Origin of the sequence: Bacillus sp. R45 (assembly GCF_021729365.1) — a bacterium.
GTDB lineage: Bacteria > Bacillota > Bacilli > Bacillales > Bacillaceae > Bacillus > Bacillus velezensis.
In genome coordinates this window covers 3,773,206-3,788,023 of sequence record NZ_CP091421.1, presented here as the reverse complement: position 1 = coordinate 3,788,023, position 14,818 = coordinate 3,773,206, and the positions used below count along the sequence as shown (strand labels likewise).

Sequence of the window (14,818 nt, the reverse complement as noted above, 5' to 3'; positions counted from 1 at the left end):
AGGAGTGGCGATCAATGAATTTACGTATAGGTGTTATCGGAACCGGTGCTATCGGAAAAGAGCACATCAACCGCATCACAAATAAGCTGTCGGGCGCGGAAATTACCGCTGTCACAGATGTGAATCAGGAGGCCGCGCAGCAGACCGTTCAGCATTTCAATTTGAACGCCTCGGTTTATCCTGATGACGACAGCCTTCTCGCTGCTGAAAATGTGGATGCCGTCTTAGTGACAAGCTGGGGCCCGGCTCACGAATCCAGCGTGTTGAAAGCGATTCAGCACGGCAAGCACGTGTTTTGTGAAAAGCCGCTTGCGACAACGGCAGAAGGCTGTATGCGCATTGTCGAGGAAGAAATGAAGACGGGAAAACGATTGGTGCAGGTAGGTTTCATGCGCAGATATGACAGCGGTTACGTTCAGCTGAAAGAAGCGATCGACAACCGTGCGGTCGGCGAGCCGCTGATGATTCACTGTGCGCACCGCAACCCGACAGTCGCATCGAATTATTCAACGGACATGGCCGTCGTCGATACGCTCGTTCATGAAATTGATGTCCTCCACTGGCTTGTCAATGACGACTATGAATCCGTACAAGTCATCTATCCGAAGAAATCAAAAAATGCGCTGCCGCATCTGAAAGATCCGCAGATGGTCATCATCGAAACAAAAGGCGGCATCGTCATCAATGCAGAAATCTATGTGAACTGTAAATACGGCTATGACATTCAATGTGAGATCGTCGGGGAAGACGGCGTCATTAAGCTTCCGGAACCGTCAAGCATCAGCTTGAGAAAAGAAGGAAAATTCAGCACCGATATTCTGATGGACTGGCAGCGCCGATTTGCGGCTGCGTATGATGTGGAAATTCAGGACTTCATTGATTCGATCCGGAAGAAAGGCGAAGTCAGCGGTCCGACGGCATGGGACGGTTATATTGCCGCGGTGACAACAGACGCGTGCGTAAAAGCTCAGGAATCCGGACAGAAAGAGCCAGTGGCGCTTCAAGAGAAACCGGCATTCTATCAATCATTTACGACTGTGAACAAATAATAGATCGGGAGTGAAAAAATGAAACTGGCCTTAGATCCATCCATGTACCGCGATGATTTAACATTAGAGGAAATGGTCTATAAAACGGCGGAACTCGGATACGAATATATCGAACTGTCCCCGCGCGAGGATTTTTGTCCTTTCTATAAATATCCGAAAGTCGATTCAGCAAAAATCAAACAATTGAAGCGCCTTTTAAAGGATACAGGTGTGAAGCTGTCCTCCCTTCTTCCGCTTTACCACTGGGCGGGTCCTGATGAAGACCGCCGCCAGGCCGCCGTACGCAACTGGAAACGGGCGATCGAAATTGCGGTTGAACTTGAAGTGGATTTGATGAACAGTGAATTCAGCGGTTCAAAGTATGATCCGTTGACAAGTGAAGAAAAATTCATCAAATCCATGGATGAGCTGCTGCCCGTCTTTGAAAAAGAAGGCGTTAAACTCAATCTTCAAGCCCATCCATACGATTTTATCGAAACGCACAAAGGTGCGATGGATATGATCCGCGCGCTCGATAAGGATTGGATCAATCTTGTCTACTCGACTGCGCATACGTTCTTCTATGATGACGGCAAAGGCGATATCGAAACCATGTTTGATGAAGCCGGCGACCGCCTCACACATGTTTTATTTGCAGATACTTTTAATCATAAAGCGGCGCACGGCCTGCGTTACATCGTCAATCCGCCTGATGCGAAAGTAACGGTTCACCAGCATCTGGACATCGGGCAAGGCGAGGTCGATTTTGAGACGATTTTCAGAAAGATGAGAGAGATGAAATTCGACGGAATTGCGACGAACGCCGTGTTTGCTTGGGTCGGCGAAAGAGCGGATGAATCAAGCCGGACCACGCTTAAGAAATTAAAGGAAGAACTGGGTATGGCATAAGCTGAGTATGGAGTTCGGCGGAGCGGGGCAAAAAAGCCCTTCAGCCGGACTCCCTTCATATCGAAAACGCGGAAGGGAGAGGCTGACATGAAACTTTGCTTTAATGAAGCGACTACGCTGGAGAATTCAAACCTGAAACAGGATTTAGAACTGTGCGAAAAGCACGGCTATGATTATATCGAAATCCGCACAATGGATAAGCTGCCGGAATACTTAAAAGACCATTCACTGGCCGATCTGGCGGAATATTTTCAAACCCATCACATTAAACCGCTTGCCCTGAACGCCCTGGTTTTCTTCAACAATCGTGATGAGAAGGGTTATAGGGAGATCATTTCGGAATTCAAAAAAATGATGGAAACCTGCAGGACGCTCGGCGTGAAATATGTGGTGGCCGTGCCGCTTGTGACAGAGCGGAAAATCTTGAAAGAAGAAATCAAAAAGAGCAGCATAGAGGTGCTGACTGAGCTTTCGGACATCGCGGAGCCGTACGGCGTAAACATTGCCCTTGAATTTGTCGGCCACCCGCAATGCACGGTCAATACATTTGAACAGGCGTATGACATCGTGAACGCTGTCGGCCGCGATAATGTCGGACTGGTGTTTGACAGCTTCCATTTCCACGCGATGGGCTCCAATATTGAGAGCTTGAAGCAGGCGGACGGAAAGAAAATTTTCATCTATCATATCGACGATACAGAAGACTTTCCGATCGGCTTTTTAACGGATGAAGACCGCGTCTGGCCTGGGCAGGGTGCGATTGACTTAGACGCCCATCTGTCAGCGTTAAAAGAAATCGGATTCAATGATGTTGTCTCCGTAGAGCTGTTCAGACCTGAATATTATAAGCTGACTGCGGAGGAAACGATCAAAACGGCAAAGGAAACAACGGAAGCCGTCGTATCAAAATACTTCATGAAGGAGGCGTGAACATGGCTTTTGTCACCATGAAACATCTTCTTGCAGAAGCGAAACGGGAGCATTATGCAGTCGGCCAATTTAATATCAACGGCCTCCAATGGACGAAGGCGATTCTGCAAGCGGCGCAAAAGGAGCAATCGCCGGTCATCGCCGCGGCTTCCGATCGTCTGGTCGGCTATTTAGGCGGATTTAAAACGATTTCCGCCATGGTCGGCGCGTTAATGGAAGAAATGGCGATTACCGTTCCCGTCGTGCTCCATCTTGATCACGGAAGCAGTGCGGAACGCTGCAGACAGGCCATTGACGCCGGATTCAGCTCAGTGATGATTGACGGCTCCCATCAGCCGATTGACGAGAATATCGCGATGACAAAAGAAGTCACCGATTATGCCGCAAAGCACGGCGTCTCAGTAGAAGCCGAAGTCGGCACGGTCGGCGGCATGGAAGACGGACTTGTCGGCGGGGTCTGTTATGCCGATATCATGGAATGTGAGCGGATCGTGAAAGAAACCAATATCGACGCGCTGGCCGCCGCCCTCGGCTCCGTCCACGGCAAATATCAGGGCGAGCCGAATCTCGGATTTAAAGAAATGGCGGCTATCTCCCGCATGACTGATATTCCCCTCGTTCTCCACGGAGCATCCGGGATTCCTCAGGATCAGATCAAAAAAGCCATCACGCTCGGCCACGCGAAAATCAATATCAACACGGAATGTATGGTAGCCTGGACAGACGAAACACGCCGCATGTTTCAGGAAAACGGCGATCTGTACGAACCGCGCGGCTATTTGACACCCGGCATTGAAGCCGTGGAAGAGACGGTGCGAAGCAAAATGAGAGAGTTCGGATCAGCCGGTAAAGCCGTAAAACAGCAGGTCGGCTGAAGAAAACGGAAACCGCCAAGATGGCGGTTTTTTTTGTGCGGTGTTGCGTCCGTACGCCCGAAACGATTATGATGATGGCAGCAGTGTAAGAAACGGGAGTGGTTCAGTTTGAATAAAATCATGATTGTGGAAGATAGTGAAGACATTCGCGGACTATTGCAGAATTACCTTGAAAAATACGGATATCAAACCGTGGCCGCCGCAGATTTCACGGCTGTTCTTGATGTCTTTTTGCGCGAAAAGCCTGATGTGGTGCTGCTTGATATCAACCTGCCGTCTTATGACGGCTATTATTGGTGCCGCCAGATCCGCCAGCATTCTACAAGCCCGATCATTTTCATCTCAGCCAGAAGCGGGGAAATGGATCAGGTGATGGCGATTGAAAACGGCGGAGATGATTATATCGAAAAACCGTTTTCTTATGATATTGTGCTGGCGAAAATCAAAAGCCAGATCCGCAGGGCATACGGAGAGTACGCCGCCAAGCAGGGAGAGAAAGTGGTTGAATATGCCGGTGTGCAGCTCTTTGTGGAACGGTTTGAACTGCGCTTTCAGGACGAAAAAAGCGAGCTTTCTAAAAAAGAAAGCAAGCTTTTGGAAGTGCTGCTGGAGCGGGGAGAAAAGGTGACGGGAAGAGACCGGCTCATGGAAAAAACGTGGGACACCGACATTTTCGTCGATGATAATACGCTTAACGTGTATATCACGCGGCTCAGAAAAAAACTGCGGGAGCTGAACGCGCCTGTTTCCATTGAATCGGTGCGGGGCGAAGGCTACCAGCTGAGGGCGCTGTCATGAAGCTGTTTCTCCGGTCTCATGCCGTGCTGATTCTGCTTTTTCTCCTTCAAGGGCTGTTTGTCTTCTTTTATTACTGGTTTGCGGGTCTTCATTCTTTTTCCCACCTGTTTTACATATTGGGCGTGCAGCTTCTTATTTTGGCGGGGTATCTTGCCTATCGCTGGTACAAAGACCGCGGTGTGTATCATTGGCTCAGCTCGGAGCAGGAAGGGACGGACATCCCGTATCTCGGTTCTTCAGTGTTCTGTTCAGAGCTGTATGAAAAGCAGATGGAGCTGACCCGGCTGCAGCACCAGAAGCTCTACGAGACCGAAGCCAAGCTCGACGCGCGGGTGACGTATATGAATCAATGGGTGCACCAAGTAAAAACGCCGCTGTCGGTCATTAATTTAATCATTCAGGAAGAGGATGAGCCCGTTTTTGAACAAATCAAAAAAGAGGTCCGGCAGATTGAATTCGGGCTGGAGACGCTCCTTTATTCATCAAGGCTTGACCTGTTTGAGCGGGATTTTAAAGTCGAAGCGGTTTCCTTATCAGAGCTTCTCCAATCGGTCATTCAAAGCTATAAACGATTTTTTATTCAATACCGCGTCTATCCGAAAATGGATATTCGCGATGATCATCAGATTTACACCGATGCCAAATGGCTCAAATTTGCGATCGGCCAAGTCGTCACAAATGCGGTCAAATATTCAGCGGGCAAGAGTGACAGACTGGAGCTGAATGTCTTCCGCGATGAAGACAGGACGATGCTTGAAGTCAAAGATTACGGTGTCGGCATTCCCTCGCAAGATATCAAGCGGGTGTTTGACCCTTATTACACCGGCGAAAACGGGCGGCGTTTCCAAGAATCTACGGGAATCGGCCTCCATCTCGTCAAAGAAATTACGGGCAAGCTCAATCATACGGTGGACATCAGCTCGTCCCCCGGTGAAGGGACATCGGTCCGATTTTCATTTCTTACAAAAATGTAAGACTGCGTTAAGAAAACAACATAGCTCATTCTGTTTCCCCTTGATAACATGGATTTACGTCAAGGGGATTTTTTATGCTGAATGCCCCGGCACTACATGAAAGCAGCCCAGATCAACAAGAATAAAACCATAAGGAGGATTCTCATGGCGAATATGCTTGAAGTCAAACATATAAATAAAACCTATAAAGGACAAGTATCCTATCAAGCTTTAAAACAAATTTCATTTTCAATAGAAGAAGGCGGGTTCACGGCGGTGATGGGACCGTCCGGCTCCGGAAAAACAACACTTTTGAATATCATTTCAACGATCGACCGGCCGGATTCAGGCGATATCCTGATTCACGGAGAAAACCCGCACCGGCTGAAGCGGACAAAGCTCGCTCATTTCCGCCGCAAGCAGCTCGGATTTGTGTTTCAGGATTTCAACCTTCTGGACACGCTGACAATCGGTGAAAATATCATGCTGCCGTTAACGCTTGAAAAAGAAGCGCCGTCTGTCATGGAAGAAAAACTGCACGGCATCGCGAAAAAGCTCGGAATCGAGGACCTGCTCAATAAACGGACGTTTGAAGTATCCGGCGGACAGCGCCAGCGGGCCGCCATCGCAAGAGCGGTCATTCATAAGCCGTCACTTATTCTGGCCGATGAACCGACGGGAAACCTTGATTCCAAAGCGTCAAAAGACGTCATGGAAACGATGCAGAGCCTGAATCAGGATGATCATGTCACGGCTTTGATGGTGACCCACGATCCGGTTGCGGCAAGCTACTGCCGCCGCGTCATCTTTATAAAAGACGGCGAACTGTTTAATGAGATTTACCGCGGGGAAAACCGCCAAGTCTTTTATGAGCAGATTCTTGATGTGCTGTCTATGCTGGGGGGAAACGCAAATGACCTTTCTTCAGTTCGCTTATAAAAACGTCACGAGAAACAAAAGGGCCTATCTTGCATTCTTCTTGAGCAGCGCCTTTTCCGTTTTGATTTTCTTTACCTTTGCGATGTTCCTGTTTCATCCGGCACTAAAGGAAGGCTACCTGAATAACATCGCCAAAAAAGGCTTAACCGCCGCGGAATGGATGATCTTTGTTTTTTCTTTCTTATTTGTTCTGTATTCGGTTAACGCATTTTTGAAATCGAGAAATAAAGAATTCGGTATTCTGCTGATGCAGGGTATTACGCCGGTGCAGCTGAGAAAGCTCATTACGGCGGAAAACATGATCATCGGCGTCATGTCGATCGCAGCGGGGATTATCGGAGGCTTCATTTTTTCGAAAACGTTCTTTACGGTCGGCGCTTATATTTTAGAAATGGACGCGCTGCCTCTGTACATGCCTTGGAAAGCGCTCGGCATTACGGCCGGCGGATTTCTGCTCTTATTTTTCCTTTTATCGCAGTTCACGATCCTTTTTGTCAGATCAAATACGGTGATCAAATTAATAAAGGGCACTGACAAGATCAAGCCGGAGCCGAAGCCGTCCGTGCTTCTGTCCTTATTCGGCATCGCCTGCCTGTGCGGCGGGTACGGCATGGTTCTGAAAGGCAATGTCCACGGGACCGAGCCGTTCATCATTTTACTGCTTACCGTCATCGGCACGTATTTCTTTTTCAGCCAAAGCAGCATCTGGATTCTGCGCGCGCTGAAGAAGTGGAAAACCTTTTATCTGCGCGGGAAAAATGTTATTTGGGTTTCTGACCTTGTCTATCGTTTAAAAGACAACGCCCGCCTGTTCTTTATCGTCAGTATTATTTCCGCGGTTGCCTTTACGGCGACGGGCGTGCTCGCGATGTACAAATCGACCGTCGGGGCGGAAGAGTCCGCCTATGAGATGGAGTATTTATCTTTCAGCAATAACCCGAAAGAACAGACTCATTTGAAAGATATTGACCATGAACTGAAAACACACGGCTTTACGTATAAGAAAGACAAAATAAATGTTTCCTATGTCCGCTATCAGGAAGGAGATACTGTTCCGCCTGTTTACATGATCAGCGAATCGGATGTGTCAACATACTTCCATGTTAAGCTGAACGGCCTGAAACATAATGAGGCTGTCTATTTCCCGGGCACGTATGACCGCAATTTCAAAAACGACGCGCCGGATCAGCTGAAGCTGCTGAACCAAAAAGGCAAGCCGTCTGACCAAAAACTGACGGTAAAAGAAGTCAAAAAACCGCTGATTTCATTGAATGCCATCATCGCGGTGAACGATCAAACCTTTGATCAGCTGAAATCACTCGGTGAGAAAGCGTCATTATACGGCTACAGCTATGATCATTGGAAAGACAGTCTTGGGATCAGCCAATCCTTGAAAAATGAGATTTACGGCAACTATATCGATGTGCATTCTGATTTTATGGCAAAAGCCGGGACGTACTATGATACGGTGCAGCTGCCGAGCCTGAGTTTATTCATCGGCCTGTTTATCGCGATCGTTTTCTTTGTCGCGGCAGCGAGTTTCTTATATTTCAGGCTGTTCACCGATTTAGATGAGGACCGGGAGCGCTACCGCTCATTGGCCAAAATCGGTCTGAGCGAGCGTGAAATGGCACAAAGCGTGACGATACAATTGGCGATTCTCTTTTTCTTTCCTTTCGTCATTGCCGTCATGCATACGCTGTTTGCTTTGAGAACATTAGCGGTGGAAGGCTATTCCGATGTAGCGGGGCCGCTCAGTCTGACCATCGGAGGGTTTTTCATCTTTCAGCTTCTGTTCTTCCTCGCGGTGCGGACAAGCTATTTGAAAAAAATGAACAAGTAAGGGGAGTGCACAGATGAAAAAAGCATTGGCAATCCTGGCCGTTTTGGCGGCCGCTGCCGTCATATACGGACTTCTCTTTTTTCATAATGATGTTACAGACAGATTTAATCCGTTTATTCACCAGCAAGATGTTTATGTACAGATTGATCGAGATGGCAAACATCTTAGCCCGGACGGTACTGAGTATACATTAGACGGATATAACGCATCCGGGAAAAAAGAAGAAGTGACCTTTTTCGCCGGGAAAGACCTTCGGAAGAACGCGTATTTGAAGGTGAAGGCGAAAGGAAAGTATGTCGAGACCTGGGAAGAAGTCAGATTTGAAGATATGCCGGGATCCGTACAGTCAAAATTAAAGTGAACATGAAAAACGGCACAGTGTCATGACTGTGCCGCTTTTTTTATTTTTTATTTTCTTCAGCCCGTTTGATCAGCATGTCGGTGATGATATCCATCTGTTTGCTGACGGCAATCGGGTCATACGGATAGAAGGTGTTGAAATCGTTGATAAAGACACGGTTGTTCTTTACGGCATCGAGATTTTTCCAAACGGATGACTCTTTCAGACGCTCAAATGTTTTGCTTTCTCCATTCGGGTTGTAATCGGTAATGAACATATAATCAGCCGCATATTGAGGGATGACCTCTTGGGAAACCTGTTTCATGGCGCCCGTTTTCATGATGTCTTTTTCGATTTTGGCCGGCGCTTTCAATCCGAGCGCGTTATAAACGGCTTGGCCGCCGCGGCCGGAATTGTCATTAAAAATCCAGATTTCGCCTTTATCCGTCGTTTCATAAAGGCCGACTGTCTCGTCTTTGCCGATCACGTTTTTGAGGCGCTTTTGATCGGCTTCAGCCTTTTTGTTGAAGTCTGCCATAAAGCTTTTGGCTTTATCCTTCGCCCCGGCAATGTCGCCGAATAGGCTGACCGTATCTTTCGTATTCTTTGCGGTGTTAAAAGGAATGACAATCGTCGGTGCGATTTTCGATAGTTTCTCGTATTGGTCATCCTTCATCAGCACGATTAAATCAGGCTTCAGCTGCATCACTTTCTCCACATTGACGGGATTGCCGATGTCCGTGGTGTTTTTCAGCTGTTTTTTGATAAACGGATTTTTGAAAGCCCATGAGCCCGCCCCGACGACATTTGCGTCAACGGACAGCAGCTCACCCGCATAAAAGTCAGTGACGATCCGTTTCGGATGTGCGGGTATGTCAATATTTCCTTTTGTTGATTCATATGTACGCATGTCTGTCTTTCCTTTGCCTGATGCCGATCCGTTGTTTTCCTTCGCGCCGCTGCAAGCGCTTAATGCGAAAACAAGCAGAAGTGCCAGGCCGATCAGCCATGATTGTTTCTTCATAATGATCCCCCTATTTAAGTGATAATGATTATCATTATTAATATAGCAGGAAGACGTCATTCCGTCTATGTTTTTTATAGAAAACCTTCCTTGATTATCCATGTTATAGTAGTAAAGGAGGAGGAATGAATGTTGATTACGAAAAGAGGGACTTGGTGGGAAGTGCTGCACAGCTGGTGGCTGCTGCTGACTTTCGCGCCGTTTGGGCTGACCGCTTTCTTGGCCTTTTTCTATATCGGCTACCGGGCCAAGAACAAAAAATGGCTGAAATACGGACTTATCTATTTTATTATTTTAGCAATTGCTTTTGTGCTGCCGAGCACGCCGGGCGTGTATATCGTGCTGCCTTTATGGGTCATCTCCATCATCCACGGGCTGAAAGTGCGGGCGGCTTATTTAATACAGCTTGATGTGTTTAAACAAAACGTCGAAGCAAGAGCGTTTGAAGCGGTAAGGCATGAGGCGGAGGAAAAATTCGGCGGAAAACCCGCTCAACGCATTGATCTGACAAAACAGAGATAAAAACAAATGACAAAGCCGGTATCTCGCGCTTTGTCATTTGCATGACCGGCCTATTGCTGGTATGAATGCTGCTGAAACGGTGTGTGATGCTGTGTTTGCGGGAATGAAGAAACATTAGCGTTTGCCATCGGTGCAGGCATGTGTCCGCTTACTTCCTGCTGAATCTGATTGCACACATTCACGATTTGCTGGCATTTCTGAATGGCCAGTTCATGCCCCTGCAGCGCTTGCTGAATGGTATGAACGGCATGCTGTTCATGGTTAAGCATCTGCTGAAGCATTTGAATGTTTTGCTGTTCCTGCTGGAGCATTTGCTTGTACTGCTGACTGCTTTGCTGTGTCTGCTGAATAAGCTGCTGTGCTGTTTGACGGCATTGCTGCAGCTGATTTCCGCTGTATTGGTTTTGATACATCATGAAGACCTCCTGAAGTGATTGATTTTACACATTTATCATGTGAAAGAATAGGAGAGGCATTCATGCAAGAAAAGGATTCAAATATTTACCTGTATGTACAGAGCGGAATACAAGGCTCGGGATGGCCTGTCGAGCTTTGTATTCCGGCCCTTTTTCTCAGAAGCCGCCTTCTGTAGCGTGAAAAGGAATATTGAGTCTGTTTTCGACTGCGCGCAGGCGCTGATTCAAACGGTTTAAGCGGCGGGTATGGATTTCAATGGACTGGCTCAGCCGTCTGATCTGCTCATTCATACGCGTGATTTCCCGGTTTTGGCGCTGGTCTTCTTGTGAGAGGCGGGTGAGCTCTCTCGTTTGCTGGGCGTTTTGTCTTTCAAGCTGGGCGACTCTCCGTTCTAAAGCCGTCGGCTGCCGCTCTTCAGACTGAGGGGGCGCATAATAATAGCTTTCCTGCTGCTGATACGGCTCATACTCAACGGGGCTCACTTCGTATTCCTGCTGCTGAGGGAAATAGGCAGATGGGGTGTAGTACTGATATGGGTTCATTCATCATTCTCCTTATCTAGTGAAGTCTTTATACACTATGTAGTCAATTGCACAGTGCCACGGCATCCGCCTAACTTACAGGCGTAAAAAAAGCTTCAAAAGAAGGTGATCATGTTGCGGAACATACGGATTTTCATCATGACGGTTCTTGTTTTCGGATGCGTCATGATAACAGGCTGCTCGCAAAAGAAAGCAGACGAACCTCCTTTTTATTACGGGACATGGGATGCGGGGCTGAAACCGGGCCCGATGGACGGGGTCAGATCTGAAACCGTCACGTTTACGAAAGACAGCGTGCTGACAAAGCAGGTCATTAAAGGCCGCGGCGAGGTTCCCATGCCCTCAGATGTTTACAAGGTGGTCTCACAAAACACGGACGGAACGATCGAGATTGAATACCTCGGACATCCGCACCCCGTCAAAAGCACGTTGAAAAGAGGAAAAAACGATACGCTCATTTGGAAGATATACGGAGAAACAAAAACAATGACAAGAATAAAAACCGGCGGGGAGGATGCACATGAGAAATAAGGCTGCCGACAGACTCGTTTTGACGGGTGTCATCGTACATATCATTCAATGGTTTTCACTGTTATGGTTATTTTTTATGCTTGTAGAGCAGTTCGGGCGTTTTACCATTTATAATCCCAATGTCGTCAACGGCAGCATGCAGTCTTTTTCATTTTTTGATATGATGCGCGCTCTTCTGTTTTCCGGCACGCTGCGGAATACGCTCCTGCTGTTTCTGTTTGCGGCGATGCTCATTTACTTGTGGGTGAACGCTCTGTTTATCCTGCTGGAAATCGTTTCTTATATCATGATCAGGCGGAACAGCCGTTCATTATGGGCATACTTTCCCGCAGCGATGGGAATAAAGCTTGCCCTTCTGGACATAGCGGCCGTCCCTTTCTTTGCGGCGGGGCTGATGCTCTTGAAGCAGAAAACAGATGACAGCGGCGAACAAGCTGACAAGGGGAAAAGACGGCCCCGCATCCGGAGGCAGGCCCGGTATAGGAAGAGAAGGCGGAGAAACTTGTCCGTTTGATTTTTCATTGAAACGAAAAAACGATATGATGAAAGCATAAGCAGAAAAGGATACAAAGGAGATGCAGGATGTACAAGTTAATCGCAATAGATATGGACGGAACACTATTAAACGATCATCATGAAGTGACGGCTGAAGTCCGCGGGGCGCTTGATGCCGCCAAAGCGGAAGGGGTCAATATCGTCCTGTGCACGGGCCGGCCGATCGGCGGCGTGCGTCGGTATTTGGAAGAGCTGAACTTACAGGAAGAAGGAGACTTTGTGATTGCCTATAACGGCGCACTCGTCCAAAATACGTATACAAACGGTGTCGTGGCCGAGCAGTCATTAGGCTTTGAAGATTTGGAGTCGCTTTACGAGCTGAGCTTACAGCTGGATACTCCGATGCATTACTTTGACACAGCCAATCTGTACACGCCGAACCGGGATATCAGTGAATACACGGTATACGAATCATACATTACGAAAGTGCCGCTTCATTTCCGCACGATCGATGAAGTGCCGAAGGATATTCTGATTCCGAAAGTCATGTTCATTGACGATCCGGACAAGCTGGAGAAAGCGATCGCTTCTATTCCGGAATCATTCAGGGAAACATACACAATGGTCAAAAGCGCGCCATTCTTCCATGAGATTCTTCACCCGAAAGTCAGTAAAGGAAACGCGGTCAAGCTGCTGGCCGAAAAACTCGGCATTGAACAGAAAGACGTCATGGCAATCGGCGATAACGGCAACGACATGTCCATGATTCAGTGGGCCGGCTGCGGCGTGGCAATGGCCAATGCCATCCCGGAAGTAAGGGAGATTGCTGATTATGAAACGAAATCAAATAACGAACACGGCGTGGCGCATGCGATTCAGGAGCTTGTGCTGAAAAAATAGGCACCCCATCAGAGGGTGCTTTTTTACGGCGTGTTTTGGTGATATGATAAGCGGAGAGGGGAGGCGCGACATGGATCGTGAAAAACAGCAGCTCAGCATAGAAGCGGCAAAACTATATTATCAATCAGATTACAGCCAGCAGCAGATCGCCGAACGGCTTAATCTGTCACGCCCCACCGTTTCAAGGCTGCTTCAGTACGCAAAGGAAAAAGGGTATGTGCAAATTCGCGTCATGGACCCGTTTGAGGATCTGGACGAACTCGGCGCGAAGCTGGAAGAAAAATACGGGCTGCTTGAGGCGCACGTCGTCTTTTCTCCAAGCGACGATTACCAGGCCATTACACATTACTTAAGCCGCTATGGCGCAGACTATATGCATAAAACCGTAAAGGACGGCGATATACTCGGCGTAAGCTGGGGGACGACGATGTACCAGATCGCAAGCCGCATGGAGCCGAAGCAGGTAAAGAGCGTTGAAGTCGTGCAGCTGAAAGGCGGCATCAGTCATTCCAATGTCAATACGTATTCATCAGAAACGATTCAGCTGTTCGCCGAAGCATTTCAGACCATGCCGAGGTATTTGCCGCTGCCGGTTATATTTGACAGCGCCGATGTGAAACAGATGGTCGAGCGGGACAGACATATTAAGCGGATCATTGAAATGGGCAGACAAGCCAATATCGCCCTGTTTACGGTCGGAACCGTCCGGGATGAGGCGCTGCTTTTCAGACTCGGCTATTTCCGGGAAGAAGAGAAACAATTGCTGAAAGCACGCGGAGTCGGCGATATTTGTTCGCGCTTTTTTGACGAGGAAGGCAGGATTTGCAGCAGCAGCATTAACGGCAGGACGATCGGAGTTGAGCTCAGCGACTTGAAAATGAAAGAGCGTTCGATTCTGGTGGCGGGCGGCAGCAGAAAATGCAAAGCCATTCACGGTGCCCTGAAAGGAAAGTACGCCAACGTTTTGATTACCGATCAGCATACGGCCAAAAAACTCATTCAAGAATTGTGACAATTCATGAACATAATTTCAATTACCAATTTACATATGTTCAAAATTCGGTTATTCTAAACGTATCCTAGGAAAAAGGAAGTGCATACAATGTCAATTGCAAGTCAAATAGACCATACTGCTTTGAAACCGCATACACAAAAAGCGGATATTTTACAACTGATAAAAGAAGCAAAAGAATATAAATTCGCTTCCGTTTGTGTGAACCCGACTTGGGTCAAACTCGCAGCGGAGGAACTGAAAGGCACGGGAGTTGACGTTTGCACCGTTATCGGATTTCCTCTCGGCGCAACGACATCGGAAACAAAAGCATTTGAAACGAAGGATGCCATCTCAAAAGGAGCCACTGAGGTTGACATGGTCATCAATATCGGCGCATTAAAAGACGGCGATGATGAAGCGGTTGAAGCTGATATCCGCGCGGTAGTTGAAGCAGCTGATAAAAAAGCGCTCGTCAAAGTGATCATCGAAACATGCCTTTTGACAGATGAAGAAAAAGAGCGTGCATGCCGCTTGGCGGTATCCGCAGGCGCCGATTTCGTCAAAACGTCTACCGGTTTTTCTACAGGCGGGGCAACGGCTGAAGATATCGCTCTCATGAGAAAAACAGTCGGACCGGACATCGGGGTCAAAGCATCAGGCGGCATCAGAACAAAAGCTGATGTTGACAGCATGATCGCTGCGGGCGCGAGCCGGATCGGCGCAAGTGCGGGCGTCTCTATCGTGAGCGGCGGAGACAGCGGCAGCAGCGACTATTAAT

General features: G+C 48.0%; 18 protein-coding genes. 15 read left to right on the top strand and 3 right to left on the bottom strand.

From position 1 onward, the window contains the following. Positions 1 to 14 precede the first annotated feature (14 nt). From L3V45_RS18805 to L3V45_RS18765, 9 genes are all read left to right on the top strand, one after another. A complete protein-coding gene (locus tag L3V45_RS18805; protein WP_004393236.1) occupies positions 15 to 1,049 on the top strand; it encodes a bifunctional inositol 2-dehydrogenase/D-chiro-inositol 1-dehydrogenase in 1,035 nt (344 codons plus the stop codon). A gap of 18 nt (positions 1,050 to 1,067) precedes the next feature. After that, positions 1,068 to 1,937: a sugar phosphate isomerase/epimerase family protein gene (locus L3V45_RS18800; RefSeq protein WP_015387482.1), complete on the top strand. Its 870-nt coding sequence runs from the start codon at positions 1,068 to 1,070 to the stop codon at positions 1,935 to 1,937. 87 nt (positions 1,938 to 2,024) lie between these two features. Then, complete coding sequence (gene iolI, locus L3V45_RS18795) at positions 2,025 to 2,867, top strand: 2-keto-myo-inositol isomerase (protein WP_004393239.1); 843 nt, start codon at positions 2,025 to 2,027, stop codon at positions 2,865 to 2,867. A 2-nt stretch (positions 2,868 to 2,869) separates the two neighbouring features. Beyond that, entirely contained in the window at positions 2,870 to 3,742 is an 873-nt protein-coding gene (gene iolJ / locus L3V45_RS18790; protein ID WP_236837201.1) for a 6-phospho-5-dehydro-2-deoxy-D-gluconate aldolase, read from the top strand. Between the two features lie 108 nt (positions 3,743 to 3,850). Then, positions 3,851 to 4,540: a two-component system response regulator YxdJ gene (gene yxdJ, locus L3V45_RS18785; RefSeq protein WP_004393241.1), complete on the top strand. Its 690-nt coding sequence runs from the start codon at positions 3,851 to 3,853 to the stop codon at positions 4,538 to 4,540. Next, complete coding sequence (gene yxdK, locus L3V45_RS18780) at positions 4,537 to 5,514, top strand: two-component system sensor histidine kinase YxdK (RefSeq protein ID WP_004393249.1); 978 nt, start codon at positions 4,537 to 4,539, stop codon at positions 5,512 to 5,514. The genes yxdJ and yxdK overlap by 4 nt, the downstream gene beginning before the upstream one ends. A gap of 144 nt (positions 5,515 to 5,658) precedes the next feature. Then, complete coding sequence (gene yxdL, locus L3V45_RS18775) at positions 5,659 to 6,432, top strand: ABC transporter ATP-binding protein YxdL (RefSeq protein ID WP_004393250.1); 774 nt, start codon at positions 5,659 to 5,661, stop codon at positions 6,430 to 6,432. Then, the gene (gene yxdM / locus L3V45_RS18770) at positions 6,407 to 8,275 is read left to right on the top strand and encodes an ABC transporter permease YxdM (protein WP_004393253.1); all 1,869 of its coding nucleotides are present in this window, start codon (positions 6,407 to 6,409) and stop codon (positions 8,273 to 8,275) included. The genes yxdL and yxdM overlap by 26 nt, the downstream gene beginning before the upstream one ends. 13 nt (positions 8,276 to 8,288) lie before the next feature. Then, positions 8,289 to 8,636 (top strand): YxeA family protein, encoded by a 348-nt coding sequence (locus L3V45_RS18765; protein ID WP_236837200.1) that lies wholly within the window; start codon positions 8,289 to 8,291, stop codon positions 8,634 to 8,636. A gap of 40 nt (positions 8,637 to 8,676) precedes the next feature. On the opposite strand, the gene L3V45_RS18760 is transcribed toward L3V45_RS18765, so the two are convergent. Beyond that, a complete protein-coding gene (locus L3V45_RS18760) occupies positions 8,677 to 9,639 on the bottom strand; it encodes an iron-hydroxamate ABC transporter substrate-binding protein (protein WP_004393259.1) in 963 nt (320 codons plus the stop codon). A 129-nt stretch (positions 9,640 to 9,768) separates the two neighbouring features. Between L3V45_RS18760 and L3V45_RS18755 the strand changes: the two genes are divergently transcribed. Next, positions 9,769 to 10,161, top strand: coding sequence for a hypothetical protein (locus L3V45_RS18755; protein WP_004393261.1), 393 nt, complete (start codon positions 9,769 to 9,771; stop codon positions 10,159 to 10,161). Positions 10,162 to 10,211: 50 nt separating this feature from the next. On the opposite strand, the gene L3V45_RS18750 is transcribed toward L3V45_RS18755, so the two are convergent. Both L3V45_RS18750 and L3V45_RS18745 read right to left on the bottom strand, forming a co-directional pair. After that, the gene (locus L3V45_RS18750; protein WP_234949519.1) at positions 10,212 to 10,574 is read right to left on the bottom strand and encodes a hypothetical protein; all 363 of its coding nucleotides are present in this window, start codon (positions 10,572 to 10,574) and stop codon (positions 10,212 to 10,214) included. A 159-nt stretch (positions 10,575 to 10,733) separates the two neighbouring features. After that, on the bottom strand, positions 10,734 to 11,120 hold the full coding sequence (locus L3V45_RS18745; protein ID WP_004393267.1) for a hypothetical protein: 387 nt from the start codon (positions 11,118 to 11,120) through the stop codon (positions 10,734 to 10,736). Between the two features lie 111 nt (positions 11,121 to 11,231). Between L3V45_RS18745 and L3V45_RS18740 the strand changes: the two genes are divergently transcribed. The 5 genes from L3V45_RS18740 to deoC all read left to right on the top strand — a co-directional run bounded on the left by L3V45_RS18740 (position 11,232) and on the right by deoC (position 14,817). Next, the gene (locus L3V45_RS18740; RefSeq protein WP_004393269.1) at positions 11,232 to 11,651 is read left to right on the top strand and encodes a lipocalin family protein; all 420 of its coding nucleotides are present in this window, start codon (positions 11,232 to 11,234) and stop codon (positions 11,649 to 11,651) included. After that, entirely contained in the window at positions 11,641 to 12,165 is a 525-nt protein-coding gene (locus L3V45_RS18735) for a hypothetical protein (RefSeq protein ID WP_015387487.1), read from the top strand. Before L3V45_RS18740 ends, L3V45_RS18735 begins: the two co-directional genes overlap by 11 nt. Positions 12,166 to 12,233: 68 nt before the next feature. Next, positions 12,234 to 13,046 carry a sugar-phosphatase gene (gene yidA / locus L3V45_RS18730; protein WP_004393274.1) on the top strand — a complete coding sequence of 271 codons (813 nt, stop codon included), beginning with the start codon at positions 12,234 to 12,236 and terminating at the stop codon, positions 13,044 to 13,046. 70 nt (positions 13,047 to 13,116) lie between these two features. Further along, positions 13,117 to 14,058 (top strand): DNA-binding transcriptional repressor DeoR, encoded by a 942-nt coding sequence (locus tag L3V45_RS18725; protein ID WP_004393275.1) that lies wholly within the window; start codon positions 13,117 to 13,119, stop codon positions 14,056 to 14,058. A gap of 90 nt (positions 14,059 to 14,148) precedes the next feature. Then, complete coding sequence (gene deoC, locus L3V45_RS18720; RefSeq protein WP_004393277.1) at positions 14,149 to 14,817, top strand: deoxyribose-phosphate aldolase; 669 nt, start codon at positions 14,149 to 14,151, stop codon at positions 14,815 to 14,817. The last annotated feature ends 1 nt before the right edge of the window (position 14,818 follow it).

What these genes read in the sequence shown, in the direction of transcription:
- L3V45_RS18805 (WP_004393236.1), top strand. Translation starts at nt 15, where the DNA reads ATGAATTTACGTATAGGTGTTATCGGAACCGGTGCTATCGGAAAAGAG.
- L3V45_RS18800 (WP_015387482.1), top strand. Translation starts at nt 1,068, where the DNA reads ATGAAACTGGCCTTAGATCCATCCATGTACCGCGATGATTTAACATTA.
- iolI (WP_004393239.1), top strand. Translation starts at nt 2,025, where the DNA reads ATGAAACTTTGCTTTAATGAAGCGACTACGCTGGAGAATTCAAACCTG.
- iolJ (WP_236837201.1), top strand. Translation starts at nt 2,870, where the DNA reads ATGGCTTTTGTCACCATGAAACATCTTCTTGCAGAAGCGAAACGGGAG.
- yxdK (WP_004393249.1), top strand. Translation starts at nt 4,537, where the DNA reads ATGAAGCTGTTTCTCCGGTCTCATGCCGTGCTGATTCTGCTTTTTCTC.
- yxdL (WP_004393250.1), top strand. Translation starts at nt 5,659, where the DNA reads ATGGCGAATATGCTTGAAGTCAAACATATAAATAAAACCTATAAAGGA.
- yxdM (WP_004393253.1), top strand. Translation starts at nt 6,407, where the DNA reads ATGACCTTTCTTCAGTTCGCTTATAAAAACGTCACGAGAAACAAAAGG.
- L3V45_RS18765 (WP_236837200.1), top strand. Translation starts at nt 8,289, where the DNA reads ATGAAAAAAGCATTGGCAATCCTGGCCGTTTTGGCGGCCGCTGCCGTC.
- L3V45_RS18760 (WP_004393259.1), bottom strand. Translation starts at nt 9,639, where the DNA reads ATGAAGAAACAATCATGGCTGATCGGCCTGGCACTTCTGCTTGTTTTC.
- L3V45_RS18755 (WP_004393261.1), top strand. Translation starts at nt 9,769, where the DNA reads ATGTTGATTACGAAAAGAGGGACTTGGTGGGAAGTGCTGCACAGCTGG.
- L3V45_RS18750 (WP_234949519.1), bottom strand. Translation starts at nt 10,574, where the DNA reads ATGTATCAAAACCAATACAGCGGAAATCAGCTGCAGCAATGCCGTCAA.
- L3V45_RS18745 (WP_004393267.1), bottom strand. Translation starts at nt 11,120, where the DNA reads ATGAACCCATATCAGTACTACACCCCATCTGCCTATTTCCCTCAGCAG.
- L3V45_RS18740 (WP_004393269.1), top strand. Translation starts at nt 11,232, where the DNA reads ATGTTGCGGAACATACGGATTTTCATCATGACGGTTCTTGTTTTCGGA.
- L3V45_RS18735 (WP_015387487.1), top strand. Translation starts at nt 11,641, where the DNA reads ATGAGAAATAAGGCTGCCGACAGACTCGTTTTGACGGGTGTCATCGTA.
- yidA (WP_004393274.1), top strand. Translation starts at nt 12,234, where the DNA reads ATGTACAAGTTAATCGCAATAGATATGGACGGAACACTATTAAACGAT.
- L3V45_RS18725 (WP_004393275.1), top strand. Translation starts at nt 13,117, where the DNA reads ATGGATCGTGAAAAACAGCAGCTCAGCATAGAAGCGGCAAAACTATAT.
- deoC (WP_004393277.1), top strand. Translation starts at nt 14,149, where the DNA reads ATGTCAATTGCAAGTCAAATAGACCATACTGCTTTGAAACCGCATACA.